The organism is Streptococcus halotolerans (assembly GCF_001598035.1).
Classification (GTDB): Bacteria; Bacillota; Bacilli; order Lactobacillales; family Streptococcaceae; genus Streptococcus; species Streptococcus halotolerans.
This window is the reverse complement of the sequence record NZ_CP014835.1, coordinates 1507433-1522500: the sequence shown is the minus strand read 5'-3', so window position 1 is coordinate 1522500 and position 15068 is coordinate 1507433. Positions and strand designations below refer to the sequence as shown.

Annotated in this window: 10 protein-coding genes, 11 tRNA genes and 3 pseudogenes (1 of these 24 cut by a window edge); 19 read left to right on the top strand and 5 right to left on the bottom strand. The window is 39.7% G+C overall.

What is annotated here, in order from left to right:
- From A2G56_RS06965 to A2G56_RS06915, 11 genes are all read left to right on the top strand, one after another.
- A tRNA-Leu gene (locus tag A2G56_RS06965) sits at positions 1-13 on the top strand (it extends 73 nt beyond the left edge of the window).
- 15 nt (positions 14-28) lie between these two features.
- Positions 29-102, top strand: a tRNA-Arg gene (locus A2G56_RS06960).
- Positions 103-107: 5 nt separating this feature from the next.
- A tRNA-Pro gene (locus A2G56_RS06955) sits at positions 108-181 on the top strand.
- A 5-nt stretch (positions 182-186) separates the two neighbouring features.
- Positions 187-260 (top strand) — tRNA-Met (locus A2G56_RS06950).
- Between the two features lie 16 nt (positions 261-276).
- Positions 277-350: transfer RNA gene (locus A2G56_RS06945), tRNA-Ile, on the top strand.
- A gap of 7 nt (positions 351-357) precedes the next feature.
- Positions 358-447, top strand: a tRNA-Ser gene (locus A2G56_RS06940).
- 14 nt (positions 448-461) lie between these two features.
- Positions 462-535, top strand: a tRNA-Met gene (locus A2G56_RS06935).
- A gap of 15 nt (positions 536-550) precedes the next feature.
- Positions 551-623 (top strand) — tRNA-Phe (locus A2G56_RS06930).
- A gap of 5 nt (positions 624-628) precedes the next feature.
- A tRNA-Gly gene (locus A2G56_RS06925) sits at positions 629-699 on the top strand.
- 35 nt (positions 700-734) lie between these two features.
- Positions 735-808: transfer RNA gene (locus A2G56_RS06920), tRNA-Ile, on the top strand.
- 3 nt (positions 809-811) lie between these two features.
- Positions 812-899: transfer RNA gene (locus tag A2G56_RS06915), tRNA-Ser, on the top strand.
- Positions 900-1110: 211 nt separating this feature from the next.
- Here A2G56_RS06915 and A2G56_RS06910 read toward each other — a convergent pair.
- Both A2G56_RS06910 and A2G56_RS10780 read right to left on the bottom strand, forming a co-directional pair.
- Positions 1111-2379: an ISL3 family transposase gene (locus A2G56_RS06910; protein WP_062710728.1), complete on the bottom strand. Its 1269-nt coding sequence runs from the start codon at positions 2377-2379 to the stop codon at positions 1111-1113.
- A gap of 138 nt (positions 2380-2517) precedes the next feature.
- Positions 2518-2723, bottom strand: a pseudogene (locus A2G56_RS10780) (ISL3 family transposase); the annotation flags it as partial.
- 164 nt (positions 2724-2887) lie between these two features.
- Between A2G56_RS10780 and A2G56_RS06905 the strand changes: the two are divergent.
- Positions 2888-4357, top strand: coding sequence for a CHAP domain-containing protein (locus tag A2G56_RS06905; protein WP_062710725.1), 1470 nt, complete (start codon positions 2888-2890; stop codon positions 4355-4357).
- Positions 4358-4398: 41 nt separating this feature from the next.
- On the opposite strand, the gene A2G56_RS06900 is transcribed toward A2G56_RS06905, so the two are convergent.
- Together A2G56_RS06900 and A2G56_RS06895 are read right to left on the bottom strand one after the other, a co-directional pair.
- A protein-coding gene (locus A2G56_RS06900) for an ISL3 family transposase (protein ID WP_099091476.1) occupies positions 4399-5657 on the bottom strand; the annotation gives its coding sequence in 2 pieces (ribosomal slippage) (positions 4399-4478 and positions 4478-5657; 1260 coding nt in all).
- 131 nt (positions 5658-5788) lie between these two features.
- A pseudogene (locus tag A2G56_RS06895) lies at positions 5789-6142 on the bottom strand (transposase); the annotation flags it as partial.
- 283 nt (positions 6143-6425) lie between these two features.
- Between A2G56_RS06895 and A2G56_RS06890 the strand changes: the two are divergent.
- From A2G56_RS06890 to A2G56_RS10965, 7 genes and pseudogenes are all read left to right on the top strand, one after another.
- On the top strand, positions 6426-7394 hold the full coding sequence (locus A2G56_RS06890; RefSeq protein ID WP_062710717.1) for a ribose-phosphate diphosphokinase: 969 nt from the start codon (positions 6426-6428) through the stop codon (positions 7392-7394).
- A 1352-nt stretch (positions 7395-8746) separates the two neighbouring features.
- Positions 8747-9922 carry a pyridoxal phosphate-dependent aminotransferase gene (locus A2G56_RS06885; RefSeq protein ID WP_062710714.1) on the top strand — a complete coding sequence of 392 codons (1176 nt, stop codon included), beginning with the start codon at positions 8747-8749 and terminating at the stop codon, positions 9920-9922.
- Positions 9912-10667 (top strand): DNA repair protein RecO, encoded by a 756-nt coding sequence (gene recO / locus A2G56_RS06880; RefSeq protein ID WP_062710711.1) that lies wholly within the window; start codon positions 9912-9914, stop codon positions 10665-10667. The genes A2G56_RS06885 and recO overlap by 11 nt, the downstream gene beginning before the upstream one ends.
- Positions 10668-10775: 108 nt before the next feature.
- The gene (plsX, locus tag A2G56_RS06875) at positions 10776-11780 is read left to right on the top strand and encodes a phosphate acyltransferase PlsX (RefSeq protein WP_062710708.1); all 1005 of its coding nucleotides are present in this window, start codon (positions 10776-10778) and stop codon (positions 11778-11780) included.
- Positions 11773-12018, top strand: a complete 246-nt coding sequence (locus A2G56_RS06870; protein ID WP_062710705.1) for a phosphopantetheine-binding protein — start codon at positions 11773-11775, stop codon at positions 12016-12018. Before plsX ends, A2G56_RS06870 begins: the two co-directional genes overlap by 8 nt.
- A 98-nt stretch (positions 12019-12116) precedes the next feature.
- A complete protein-coding gene (locus A2G56_RS10685; RefSeq protein WP_157761208.1) occupies positions 12117-12272 on the top strand; it encodes a hypothetical protein in 156 nt (51 codons plus the stop codon).
- 94 nt (positions 12273-12366) lie between these two features.
- A pseudogene (locus A2G56_RS10965) lies at positions 12367-12744 on the top strand (phosphoribosylformylglycinamidine synthase); the annotation flags it as partial.
- Between the two features lie 572 nt (positions 12745-13316).
- Here the strand turns inward: A2G56_RS10965 and A2G56_RS11180 are convergent.
- Positions 13317-14996 carry an SH3 domain-containing protein gene (locus tag A2G56_RS11180; RefSeq protein ID WP_099091475.1) on the bottom strand — a complete coding sequence of 560 codons (1680 nt, stop codon included), beginning with the start codon at positions 14994-14996 and terminating at the stop codon, positions 13317-13319.
- Positions 14997-15068: the final 72 nt, after the last annotated feature.

Below are 15068 nucleotides of genomic sequence, written 5' to 3'. Positions count from 1 at the left end.
CCGGTCCTCGGCATTAATTTAATATAGAGCACCCTTAGCTCAACTGGATAGAGTACCTGACTACGAATCAGGCGGTTAGAGGTTCGACTCCTCTAGGGTGCATATTTCGGGAAGTAGCTCAGCTTGGTAGAGCACTTGGTTTGGGACCAAGGGGTCGCAGGTTCGAATCCTGTCTTCCCGATATTTGGCGGTGTAGCTCAGCTGGCTAGAGCGTCCGGTTCATACCCGGGAGGTCGGGGGTTCGATCCCCTCCGCCGCTATTTTGGTTTGTTGCTTGGACCTTTAGCTCAACTGGTTAGAGCACTCGGCTCATAACCGAGCGGTCGTAGGTTCGAGTCCTACAAGGTCCATCATTTTGGAGGATTACCCAAGTCTGGCTGAAGGGAACGGTCTTGAAAACCGTCAGGCGTGTAAAAGCGTGCGTGGGTTCGAATCCCACATCCTCCTTTTTAATAGATTATCGCGGGATGGAGCAGCTAGGTAGCTCGTCGGGCTCATAACCCGAAGGTCGTAGGTTCAAATCCTGCTCCCGCAATAGAAGATTTAAATTGGCTCGGTAGCTCAGTTGGTAGAGCAATGGATTGAAGCTCCATGTGTCGGCGGTTCGATTCCGTCTCGCGCCATTTTAGCGGGTGTAGTTTAGTGGTAAAACTACAGCCTTCCAAGCTGTTGTCGCGAGTTCGATTCTCGTCACCCGCTTTATAAAGTTATTTATATTCCAAGCTATGTTGCTTGGGCGCGTAGCTCAGGTGGTTAGAGCGCACGCCTGATAAGCGTGAGGTCGGTGGTTCGAGTCCACTCGTGCCCATTAGGAGAATTACTCAAGAGGCTGAAGAGGACGGTTTGCTAAATCGTTAGGTCGGGTAACTGGCGCAAGGGTTCGAATCCCTTATTCTCCGTTTAAAATTGGCTCATTTTTTGGCTCTTTGTCAACTGTAGTGAGTTGACTTATAGCTAATACTCATCCAAAATCAAAAACTAACTTTCTGTAACCATTGTCTGTTGACGGTGGTTTTTAATACTCTTCGAAATCAAAGGCAGACCTTCTTGACATGATTTGATGAACTTTAGTTCTATCTGTATCGGCGTTGCCTAGTTTGTTTTTGATTTTCATTGAGTATAACACCGAGAGAGGACCAGTTTGGTCTTCTCTTTTGTTGTGTTCAAAGCAAGATAAATCCGTTTTTTGAAGTTTTCAAAGTTCCTAAAGCCAAAAGCATTTCGCTTAATGACTTTAATAAGGTTGTTGGTCGCCTCTAGTTTGGCATTGGAATAAGGTAGTTTCAGAGCATTAATAATCTTCTCTTTGTCTTTTAGAAAGGTTGACAAGACGGTCTTGAAGATGGGATGGACCTGTTTGATGGTATCAGAAATGAGTTCAAAGAAGTGTTTCTCCTGCTTTTCTTGGAAATGAAAGAGAAGGCATTGGAAGAGTTCATAGTGGTGACGTAGCTCATCAGAGTAGCTCAAAAGACGTTGCACAATCTCTTGATTGGTCAAGTGCATGCGAAAAGTTGGACGATAAAACCGTTTATCGTTTAAGTTACGACTATCTTGTTGGATGAGTTTCCAGTAACGTTTCAAGGCCTTATATTCGTAAGATTGATGCTCAAATTGGTTCATGATTTGGATACGGAAACGGTTCATGGCACGAGATAAATGTTGAACAATGTGGAACCTATCGAGAACAATCTTAGCCTTAGGAAACAGTTGCTTAGCGATGTCATAGTAGGGACTAAACATATCCATGGTGATGACTTTGACACGACTGCTCACCTTGTGAGAATACCGCATGAAATGATTTCTGATGACAGCTTGCGTCCGCCCATCAAGGATAGCGATAATCTTGTTAGCATCGAAATCTTGGGCAATAAAGCTCATCTTTCCCTTCTTGAAAGCATACTCATCCCAGGACATGTTCTCAGGTAACCAGGTTAAATCGGTCTTGCATTCAAAGCGGTTGAGTTGCCGATAGACGGTTGACACAGAGACAGACAGGTCTTCAGCGATTTTTGTCATTGCCTCACGACTCATGAGTTTGTCGGTGATTTTGTGGTTAATGATGTTGGGAATCTGGTGATTTTCTCTGACGAGAGAGGTCTTAGCGACAGCCATTTTCCCACACGCTTGACATTTGAAGCGACGCTTTTTGAGACGAATCAGTACTTTACAACCCGCCATTTCCAGATAGGGAATTTTGCATGGCTTTTGGAAGTCGTACTTTGCCATTTTTCCTTGACAAACAGAGCATTGAGGGGGATCATAATCTAACTTGGCATGATACTCTCTGTGAGTGAAGAACTTGTCAAATGTCTTTTCAAAAGTGATGTTAGGGTCTTTAATGTCAAGCGACTCTTTGATATAATCTAATTGTTCCATATGAGTCTTTCTAATGAGTGGTTTGGTTGCTCTTCATTATAAGTCATATGGGACTTTTTTGCTATATTCAAAAAGACTCCATAATCTCCGATGGGAATTTACCCACTACAGAAATTATAGAGCCGAAAGAAGTCAGGTCAGGCATGTCTTGAACTGAAATTCTTTCAGTTTACGAATGGGCGTTGAAGCAGACTCTGCCAAGCTCTCAGCAATAGGAAACATAGATACCTTTTCAATCAGTTTTTGATCCATTTTGTGATTGACAATAACGACGGGTATTTGATGGTTTTCTCGACCAGCGAAGTTTTAGTGAGACCCATTTTTCCGCAATTATTACACTTGAAAGTTATAAAATGAAGTTAGGCACTACAGAAATTATAGTGCTTTTATATTCAGTGGTATGGTTAGCCTTACGATTTCAATGAAATTGTAATAATGGCGTAATATAGTTTGTTGTTTTTTTTGGTAAAATGTTTATTGTCTTAATTACGAAGGAGTAGTTTTAATCATGAAGAAAAGAATTTTGTCAGCTGTTTTATTGAGTGGAGTTACGCTTGGAACAACTGTATCTGTAAACGCAGAAGATTATGATACGAAAATTGCAGCAAAGGATGATGCTATTGCTAATCTAACTAGCCAACAAGCCGCTGCGAAATTAGAAGTTGAATCAATTCAAGCTCAAGTAGGTACTCTATCAGCTCATCAAGCTGACTTAGAAATTCAAAATGCAGCTTTAAAAGAAAAATCTGCGACATTATCAACTGAAATTCAAACGTTATCTGAAAAGATTGTTGCGCGTAATGAATCTTTGAAAAAACAAGCACGTAGTGCACAAAAACAAAATACTGCAACAAGCTACATTAACACTATTATCAATTCAAAATCTATTTCTGAAGCTATTAGCAAAGTGGTAGCTATTCGTGAAGTAGTTTCTGCTAATCATACTATGTTAGAGAAACAAGAGTCTGATAAAGCTACGCTTGCTGAAAAACAAAAAGCTAATCAAGCTGCTATTAACACTATTGCTGCAAATCAAGAAACACTTGCAGCTAATAAATCAAGCTTGGAAACCCAACAAGCTCAATTGGAGGCTGCTCAAGCTACACTTGCCGTTGAATTAGCTACTGCAGAAGGTGAAAAATCTGTACTTGTTGCTGAAAAATCAACTGCTGAATCAGTTGCTGCTTCTGTTTCTACTTCTCAATCAGTTGCCGCTTCTGTTTCAGCTTCAGAATCAGTATCAATGGTTGAAGCTGCCGCTTCAGCGTCAGCTGTAGCTTCAGAAGTTGCCGCTTCAGAAAGTGCTAGCGCCGCAGCTTCAGAATCAGTTGCAGTAGAAACAGCGGCTTCAGAATCAGCCGTTGCTGCAAGAAGAGCTGCTGATTCAATGGCTGCCGCTTCAGCAAGTACTGCTGCTATCGAAGCGCAACAAGCCTCAGAAGCTGCAGCATCACAAGCTGCGCAAGTGTCTACTTCATCAGCTGCTGTTACTTCTGTGACAACTCCAGCATCACAAACAGCTTCAGAAGCACCAACTCGTGTTGCTCAATCTACAGCGCCACAACCAACCCAATCTGCATCAGCTACTCCAACCCGTACTGTTTCAGCTTCAACACGTGCAACAGTAACACCTACGGTTAATACTGCTGGTAACACTTATCCTGTTGGTCAATGTACTTGGGGGGCGAAATCACTTGCTCCTTGGGCTGGTAATAACTGGGGAAATGGTGGACAATGGGCTTCATCAGCTGCATCAGCTGGTTTCAGTGTTGGTTCAACACCTACTGTTGGCTCTATTGCTGTATGGAATGATGGTGGATATGGTCACGTCGCTGTAGTTGTTGCAGTTGAAAGTTCTACTCGTATCCAAGTTATGGAGTCAAACTTCAACGGTAATCTTTCTATTGGAAATTATCGTGGATGGTTTAATCCAACAGCTACTTACCAAGGTTCTGCTGTTTACATTTATCCAAGATAATATTAATGGCTATTTATCAACTGTAATGGGTAGATGAACAGCTAACACATAGAGAGGACTAGTTTGGTCTTCTCTTTTGTTGTGTTCAAAGCAAGATAAATCCGTTTTTTGAAGTTTTCATCTTCCTAAAGCCAAAAGCATTTCGCTTAATGACTTTAATAAGGTTGTTGGTGGCCTCTAGTTTGGCATTGGAATAAGGTAGTTTCAGAGCATTAATAATCTTCTCTTTGTCTTTTAGAAAGGTTGACAAGACGGTCTTGAAGATGGGATGGACCTGTTTGATGGTATCAGAAATGAGTTCAAAGAAGTGTTTCTCCTGCTTTTCTTGGAAATGAAAGAGAAGGCATTGGAAGAGTTCATAGTGGTGACGTAGCTCATCAGAGTAGCTCAAAAGACGTTGCACAATCTCTTGATTGGTCAAGTGCATGCAAAAAGTCGGGCGATAAAATCGTTTATCGTTTAGGTTACGACTATCTTGTTGGATGAGTTTCCAGTAACGTTTCAAGGCCTTATATTCGTAAGATTGATGCTCAAATTGGTTCATGATTTGGATACGGAAACGGTTCATGGCACGAGATAACTGTTGAACAATGTGGAACCTATCGAGAACAATCTTCGCCTTAGGAAACAGTTGCTTAGCGATGTCATAATAGGGACTAAACATATCCATGGTGATGACTTTGACACGACTGCGCACCTTGTGAGAATACCGCATGAAATGATTTCTGATGACAGCTTGCGTCCGCCCATCAAGGATAGCGATAATCTTATTAGCATCGAAATCTTGGGCAATAAAGCTCATCTTTCCCTTCTTGAAAGCATACTCATCCCAGGACATGTTCTCAGGTAACCAGGTTAAATCGGTCTTGCATTCAAAGCGGTTGAGTTGCCGATAGACGGTTGAGACAGAGACAGACAGGTCTTCAGCGATTTTTGTCATTGCCTCACGACTCATGAGTTTGTCGGTGATTTTGTGGTTAATGATGTTGGGAATCTGATGATTTTCTCTGACGAGAGAGGTCTTAGCGACAGTCATTTTCCCACACGCTTGACATTTGAAGCGACGCTTTTTGAGACGAATCAGTACTTTACAACCCGCCATTTCCAGATAGGGAATTTTGCAAGGCTTTTGGAAATCGTACTTTGTCATTTTTCCTTGACAATCAGGGCATTGCGGGGCATCATAATCTAACTTGGCATGATACTCTCTGTGAATGAAGAACTTGTCAAATGTCTTTTCAAAAGTGATGTTAGGATCTTTAATGTCAAGTGAATCTTTGATATAATCTAGTTGTTCCATATGAGTCTTTCTAATGAGTGGTTTGGTTGCTCTTCATTATAAGTCATATGGGACTTTTTTGCTATATTCAAAAAGGCTCCATAATCTCCGAGAAGAATTTACCCACTACAGAAATTATAGAGCCCTTATAGTTAACACCGAGAGAGGACCAGTTTGGTCTTCTCTTTTGTTGTGTTCAAAGCAAGATAAATCCGTTTTTTGAAGTTTTCAAACTTCCGATAACCAAAAGTATGGTGCTTGGTGTTTTTGATAAGTTTGTTGGTGGCTTCTAACTTAGCGTTAGAATAAGGAAGAAGCTCCATATAGTCGTAATAGCGAATAAAGATGTTTAACACAGTTTTGAAGGTGTGATTGAGATGAGGTAAAGCCTCATGAATGAAACCAAAGAATCGATAGATATTCTTTTTTTGTAGGTGAAAAAGGAGTAACTGGTAAAGGTTGTAATAATTTTTTAACTCAGGAACTAGTTTGAATATCTTATTGAGATGAAAAGACAACACATTTCTGTACAAATTTTATAAAGTGCTTTTTCTAAATGGCTAAACGTCTGGTCATTGGTGTTTGGTACTTGAGGCTACTATAAATCCGGTGGCGATTCCACCAGTGACTATAATTCAATATCTGTTCTATATTAGAAGTGAAGAAATGAAAAACTTGATTGAGAGTAATTTGTGCTTGCTTAATTGAGTAATTCCTCTATACAATATTGTTTGAAAAAAAGCCTTAAAAACGGTAGAATAGGGGTGGACTAAATAGATGGAGGAAATCATGTCTTATTCTAATTTAAAGTTGTTTGCATTATCATCAAACAAAGAATTAGCAGAAAAAGTTGCTGAAAATATTGGCATTAGTCTTGGAAAATCAACTGTTCGTCAGTTTTCTGATGGTGAGATTCAAGTAAATATTGAAGAGTCAATCCGTGGACATCATGTCTTTATTTTGCAATCAACAAGCTCACCGGTCAATGATAACCTAATGGAAATCTTGATTATGGTGGATGCTTTGAAACGTGCGAGTGCGGAAACCATTAATGTTGTGATGCCTTACTATGGTTATGCCCGTCAGGACCGCAAAGCACGGTCTCGTGAGCCTATTACCTCAAAATTAGTAGCAGACATGTTAGAGGTTGCTGGAGTTGATCGTCTTTTGACTGTTGATCTTCATGCCTCGCAAATTCAAGGGTTCTTTGATATCCCTGTAGATCATCTTATGGGGGCACCACTTATTGCAGATTACTTTGATCGTCAAGGTTTAATTGGTGATGACGTGGTTGTGGTTAGTCCTGACCATGGTGGTGTGACACGTGCCCGTAAGTTAGCCCAATTCTTGCATACCCCTATTGCGATTATCGATAAGCGTCGTAGTGTGGATAAAATGAATACTAGTGAAGTGATGAACATCATTGGTAATATTGAAGGCAAGACATGTATTTTGATTGATGATATGATTGATACGGCCGGTACTATTTGCCATGCGGCAGATGCTTTAGCAGAAGCAGGTGCAACTCGTGTCTATGCGTCATGTACGCATCCTGTTCTTTCTGGACCAGCTTTGGATAATATCCAAAAATCAGCTATTGAAAAACTTGTTGTTTTAGATACGATTTACCTCCCTGAAGAACGTTTGATTGATAAGATTGAACAAATTTCAATTGCTGAGTTGATTGGTGATGCCATTGTGCGTATTCATGAAAAACGTCCTCTATCTCCACTATTTGAATTATCAGCTAAGAAATAAGTTTATTATGGTTAAAAGGATTCTTTTGATGAAATTCTTTCAGGTTGAAGAAAATGTCCATTTCGGTTGTTTTCTTCAGCTTTTTTTATTTTATCTGGGAAAGAACGACTTATTAAACACCATTTTGTGTTGATCCCAGAAAGTTAGACAAATAATTATTGAAAGGATTTAGTCCTGTATTGAATAAGGTTGAGTCCTTTTCTACCATTTGTTAAGCTTATCAAGGCTTTTGATGAAAACTATGTTTTAAGACGGCAGTCATTGATAGACCATTGTCCTATTTCTGATACGGTATCTTCAAAAAGAGACACGAGAACAATATTTTGTCTTAAAATAGGAGTTACAATGATAGAGTATAAGTAGTTTTAGGGATTTTGGGTAGAACAATAATTGTAAAACTTGTGATACGTCATGAGACAATACCTTGTTCGAATGAGACAGATAATCGCCTGTGGCTTAGTTGGAGTCGTTTGCGATTGTCTTTTCAATTTTGTTTACGGCGTCTAGCGCCGGAAGAACTCAGCGACTTAACAAGACACCTCTTCTTTAATATAACGAAAAAGGAGTGAATATTCACTCTTGTCGGATACTTCCCCACTACTACTCTTAATGCGGTTTAATGCGTTTTTATTATTGGAATACTCACTGTCATTTATAAACTGGCTTGTTTGAACTCGTTGAGTGACTTAACTATCTTCTCAAAGCCGTAACATATTTTCGATTCTAGTATGTGAAAGAAAGCTTCCATCATGCCATTATGAGGACTGTTATTATTGCGAGATATGGATGGGCGAAATCCTTTTTGACTAAGAAAATCATGGTAAAACAGGTATTAGTATTGCTGAAACTAGATTTGACACCTATTTTTCCGAGAGTAGGATCGCTGATTAAGAGGGCCATTTATAGTCAGTAACGTATTTGACAGAAGATACCAGTAGCTGTCTTTAGAGGCGAATTTGAAAAGGTGGTGAGTTCGTAGATCTGATGACTTGTGAAGATGTTATAACTAGAGGCGCTTTAAAAGGCCTCATTGTCAAAGTTAGACACATTATCACTATTGTTATGAACGGTGCCAGATTTCATCGACTGGGTAGGCTAAAAGTCTTAGGCAAAGAGCAAGCTTATAAATAGTTACCACTTTCTTCCCACTCATCGGAGTATAATCCTTTTGAGAAAGTATGAGCTTATATCCAAAACAGCTTAGAAAAGTATTGTTAACTGATGGTGCGCTTTTTCAAGTCCTTTTGTTCTGTTTTTATGTCAGTTTGATATGTTTGTTTGATTAAGGGAACTGTGCACTCTTTCAGAATTTTTTGTATAATAAGGGTATTATATTCAAAAGGAGTCTAACTATGGATGTCAGCCAACGTTATAATCACAATTTAGATCAGTTAGAGGTCTCCTTGATTCGTCAATTTGATCAATCTATTTCAGGGATTCCAGGGATGCTTCGAATGACTTTGGGTGAGCCTGATTTTCCGACTCCTCAGCACATTAAAGAGGCTGCAAAGAGAGCGATTGATGAAGATAAGAGTCATTATACCGGAATGGCTGGCCTTTTAGAACTTCGTCAAGCCGCAGCTGACTTTGTTAAAGAAAAGTACAATTTGACGTATGACCCAGAATCAGAAATTTTAACCACAATTGGGGCTACTGAGGCTATTTCAGCCAGTCTTGCAGCTATTTTGGAACCTGGTGATACCGTTTTATCCCCTGGACCTAGTTTTCCTATTTATGAAGCCCTTACAAAAATGTATGGTGGTGAATTTATCGAGCTGGATACATCTGAGACAGGCTTTATTTTGACTGCGGAGGTTCTTGAAGAAGCGATTTTAGCTCAAGGTAATAAATTGAAGGCTGTTATTCTTAACTCACCTGCCAACCCAACAGGTGTTGTTTACACAAGGCAGCAAATTCGAGCTTTGGCTGATGTTATCAGTAAGTACCCTATCTATGTTGTTTCAGATGAGGTTTACTCAGAAATTACCTACACCGAGGAGGGGCATGTTTCTATTGGGGAGTATCTTCCAGAACAAACGATTGTTATCAATGGTTTGTCAAAATCTCATGCTATGACGGGATGGCGTTTGGGCTTTATTTTTGCCAATCAGTCATTGTGCGCTCAATTGGTCAAAACTCACCAGTATTTGGTGACGTCAGCAACAACTATTACGCAGTATGCGGCTCTAGAAGCTCTTACAAATGGTAAGGATGATGCTCTTCCAATGCGTGATGAATATCGTAAACGCCGAGATGTTATTGTGGAAGCTTTGATGGAGCTTGGTTTTGACGTGGTTAGTCCTGATGGAGCTTTCTATATTTGGGCCAAAATTCCTGGTGAAACTGGTAAAGATTCTTATGCTTTTCTTGAGAAACTAGCTCATAATAAGGCTGTTGCTTTGATTCCAGGTGTTGCTTTTGGTCCGTATGGTGAAGGCTACTTGCGAATTTCTTACGCAGCAAGTATGGGAGTTATCCAAGAAGCAATGAAACGTTTGAAAGAATTCATGACAACAAATGATAAGTAAAGACGCTAGGGGGATAGTCCTCTATAATCGAGATTTTCGTGAATCAGATAAGTTGGTTAAAATTTTTACTGAAACAGATGGGAAACGAATGTTTTTCGTGAAACATGTGAGAAATTCTAAATTATCTGCGGTCATTCAGCCACTTACTGTGGCTGATTTTCTTCTGAAATTAAATGACAGTGGTCTGTCTTATATTGATGATTTTCGGGAAGTAATGATCTATAAGTCTATTAATGAAGATTTGTTTAAATTATCCTATGCAACCTATATTATGGCCTTAGCGGATGCTGCCATTCCAGATAATCAGGTGGATGCGCCATTATTTGCTTTTTTAGAAAAAACGTTAGGTTTGATGGATGACGGCTTAGACTATGAAGTGCTGACCTTGATTTTTGAGATTCAAATATTGGAACGCTTCGGGGTTCAGTTGAATTTTCATGAGTGTGTTTTTTGTCATCGTGTTGGTTTGCCTTTCGATTTTTCCTTTCGTTATTCAGGGCTTCTTTGCCCGGACCACTATGATAAGGATGATAAACGGGCTTATTTGGATCCCAATGTTCCTTTTTTACTGGATCGCTTTCAATCCATCTCTTTTGATGAGTTAAGGAGTATTTCACTCAAGGAAGATATGAAAGCTAAATTAAGGCAGTTTGTCGATGCTATCTATGAGGATTATGTCGGTTTACATTTGAAAAGTAAGGCATTTATTGATGATCTCAGTAAGTGGGGAGATATTATGAAATAGGGCTTTGGTGTAGAGTCTGAAAATCAGATGAAAAGATGCTATAATAGAAGACATTCAGGTAAAAGCTCTGCTATTTTCCAAAAGAAAAGGAAGTAATGAGGTAAAATCATGAAACGTATTGCAGTTGATGCTATGGGTGGTGATCATGCTCCTAAGGCGATTATTGAAGGTATTAATCGTGCTATCCAAGATTTTTCAGATATTGAGATTCAACTTTACGGTGATGAGTCAAAAATTCGTGAGCATTTGACCGCTAGTGAGCGTGTTACGATTGTTCATACCAGTGAAAAAATTAATTCTGATGATGAGCCTGCCAAGGCTATTCGACGTAAAAAAGATGCTTCAATGGTTTTGGCAGCTAAGGCAGTAAAGGATGGACAAGCAGATGCCATTCTTTCAGCGGGAAATACAGGAGCTCTCTTAGCTGCAGGTCTCTTTGTGGTTGGGCGCATTAAGGGAGTTGATCGTCCAGGTCTTATGTCAACTCTGCCAACGACGGTTGGTAAAGGGTTTGATATGCTAGATTTAGGGGCTAATGCAGAAAATGCACCGAAGCATCTTCTACAATACGCTATCCTTGGTTCCTTTTATGCTAAGAATGTTCGGGGGATTGACCAACCTCGTGTCGGTCTTTTGAATAATGGTACCGAAGCGACTAAGGGGGATCCACTTCATAAGGAAGCTTATGACTTGCTTGCGGGCGACTCCTCCATTCATTTTGTGGGGAATGTAGAAGCGCGTGACTTGATGAACAATGTGGCAGATGTTGTTGTCACAGATGGATTCACGGGTAATGCAGTGCTTAAAGCGATTGAAGGAACTGCTATCAATCTCATGGGTAGCCTTAAATCAGTTATTAAATCAGGTGGCTTCAAGGCTAAGATTGGGGCCTTATTCTTGAAAGATAGTTTGTATCAGTTGAAAGACACTATGGATTATTCATCAGCCGGTGGAGCAGTCTTGTTTGGTTTAAAGGCTCCCGTGGTTAAATCTCATGGATCTAGCGATGAGAGGGCTATTTATCATACAGTTAAACAAATCAGAACTATGTTAGAAACTGATGTTGTGCATCAACTAGTTGAAGCTTTTGCTGAGGAGGAAGGTCATGACTAGGGAAGCTATTTATGATACGGTTGTAAATGTTATTCGCCACCAGCGACATGAGGATGATTTACTTATTACACCAGCAACTAGTTTACGAGATGATTTAGGGGTTGATTCTATTGAATTGATGGAATTTGTGATTGCCCTTGAAGATGTGTTTGGCATTGCTATCTCAGATGAAGATGTCGAACAAATGGTTAATATGAGTGATTTACTATCTTATTTAGAAAAGAAAGTAGAAAAATAGACTTAAAATCCACTGGCTTGAGCTAGTGGATGTTTTGTAAAGTGTTTATTATATGGTTTTATGCTTAACAAAATCAGAAATAGCGTTGTCAGCATGTTATGACAAAAGAATTCACTTCTTCTCAACTAAAATTGATTGTACACAGAGACTGGATAACCGCTATTTTTTGGCCCTTGAATTGTCAAATTAAGCTAGACCGTCTACCTTACTCAGAAAAACAAAATAAGGTTTTTGATGGTTTAGAGATTTTATAGGAATTCTATTTCTCTGATTAGTTATAGCAGATAAGATCGTTTGAAAAATACCATTAAAAGCCAATTGTTTGGGAAGATCGTGTCTGATTTGTAAATTGTGCAGGTTTATGATGTGTTTGGTTTGAAAGAACACTTATTCTAGTTGGCTGAAAAGCCTAATTTTCTGAACAAGAGCAAGTGCCTGACTATGTATTGGCAGAGGCAGGGCTTGTTGCTGGGCCTAGTAACTATGCTTTCTTTGCCATTTAAAATTTGCAGGTCAGTTTGATCAACGTGCGGAAAGTTTATAAGAAGCCTTATTTTTATTAGGAACTTCCTCCAGGTTGACGCTTAATACTGCTCAACTCTATTTGGTTAATAAGGAGATCGATAGTGTTGAACGTGATGTGATAAACATTATTTGCTTAATCCGGTTGATTCACATTTTAAATCGATTGAGAGTAGAATGGAACACCAGTCGTTGTCAGAATCAAGTTAGAAAATAGCTTTACGAAATTCAAACTCTTCAAAGACTTTTCGGTAACTTATCTCAATCAACGTAAACGATTGGGATTACCAAGGGATTTAATTGCTGGGATTATCAACAAATAACAGGATTTCTAGTTTCGCAGGAAGTATATTAGAGAAATTGCTGCAGCGGGTATTAAGGCTATTATTCAACCAGGAGGTTCTATACGTGATCAAGAGTCGATTGGTATGGCGAATGCACATGGCATTGCTATGGTCTTCACAGGAGTAAGGCACTTTCGTCATTAACCATTGACATTTAAGGTTTGTGAAAGAAAAGTTTAAGTTGTGATTAAGCTAGTGGGACTATACTATAGTCACTCCTAAATAATATGTCTGCAATAGTTAGTAAGAGCTAGCTAGTGTGAGCATTTCTTTTTCATAATCTCTTAAGAGCTCGGACTATCCGGGCTTTTTTGCAACACAAAACACTAAAACCCTCTATCCTAAGAAAGAGGGTCTTTTATGAGTTTTCAGTTGTATTTAGAAATGAGTATGAGTTATGAGAGAACTGAAAAGCTTAAAGTAGTTAATTGATTATTGTTTGTTTACTTTAGACATGGTTACCCAAGTATCTCGGCTTCCGATTTTAACACAAATACCATTGCTTGCTTTATCGACCTTTGACACTTTGTATTTTCCAGGAATACTGAAATATTCACCAGGATATAAGATTTGATCCCCAGATTTTTTACCAGACTTATTCGTTTCAATAACTGGAGTAGGATCTAAGTAGTTTAGTGCAGATGGCATACCACCGGCTAGATCTGAACTTGAAATAAGAAAGCCGCCATTGACATTAGCTGTTACCTTGAAAGTTCCTAAAAACTTGATAGTGTCCCCGACGGCAATAGTAGCTGAATTAGTCGAGGATTTAGCTTTTGGTTTACTTGGTTCAGATGAACTTGATTTAGCTGTTTTAGAGGTGTTTTGGCTTGTTAACTTCTCGACAGCAATATAACGTCTCATCCCACTGCCGCTGATATAGCTAATCCACTTATAACCGTCAGCTTCCAAGGTCTTGTCGTAATGAACGGACTGTCCTTTGTCATAAAATGCAATTTCAGCTGCGTTTTGTTTTGGTTCATTCTTAATAGATGAACGAGCGGTGAAATGGTAAGTTCCATTTGAAGCCAGTGACTTAGAAACAGGTTTTGGTGCAGACGTTTCAACAGCTGGAGTGGCAACACTCGTTGTTTTTTGGAGTGGACTAATTGGAATATAACGTCTCATCCCACTGCCGCTGATATAGCTAATCCACTTATAACCGTCAGCTTCTAAGGTCTTGTCATAGTGAACAGACTGTCCTTTGTCGTAAAATGCAATTTCAGCTGCATCTTGTTTCGGCTCATTCTTAATAGATGAACGAGTGGTGAAATGGTAGGTTCCATTTGAAGCTAGGGACTTAGAAATAGGCTTTGGCGCAGGGTGTTCAGCAGCTGGAGTGGCAACAGTCGCTGCTTTTTGGAGTGGACTAATTGGAATATAACGTCTCATCCCACTTCCGGCAATATAACTAATCCATTTATAACCATCGGCCTCTAACGTTTTATCATAGATAACGGATTGTCCCTTTTCATAATAGGCTAATTCTGGGCTTGTCATCTTTGGTTCAGCCTTGATAGAAGTACGACTGATGAAATGGTGTGTTCCACTTGATGCCATCGAATGGTTTGTTACAGTGGGAGAGATGGTTGTTGTTCCTACTGACGCAGGTCCCAAGTCCTTAAAGTGGATATAGCCAGAAACCTGACTTTTATGGAAACTGCGTTTCCAGTATTTCTCAGGACCTTGACCATAATCAAAGTTATACTCTTCAATGGTGACGGTATCTCCCTTCACATCAGCAACCCAGGCAACATGACCGTAACCTCCTGCTCCGTTGACACCATTACCAAACCAAGCGACAGAACCGACCGCGGGGTTCATGTCCACACGGTAACCTTGAGCTTTGGCAACCCCGCCCCAGGTAACAGCATTTCCGTAACCACCTGGTAGGGAAAATCCATTGGCTGAACTCAAACGAAAAGCTACAAAAGAAGTGCACTGTCTCTTATACATTCCCCAACTATCAGCTCCCCACCCAGATTTCCATTGGGTAGGGTAGTTATCGCCAAGTACAGCGGCTTGAGCGACAGCTTGTCCAGATGATAGTGTCGTTCCAGTTAAGATTAAGGCAAGAGCACTTGCGGTTGTAAACTTAGATGTTAATGTCATTCAATATCCTCCTGCTTATTTATTCGGAATATAAATTCCCAAATAACAACATTTCTGAAAAAAGATCAGAAA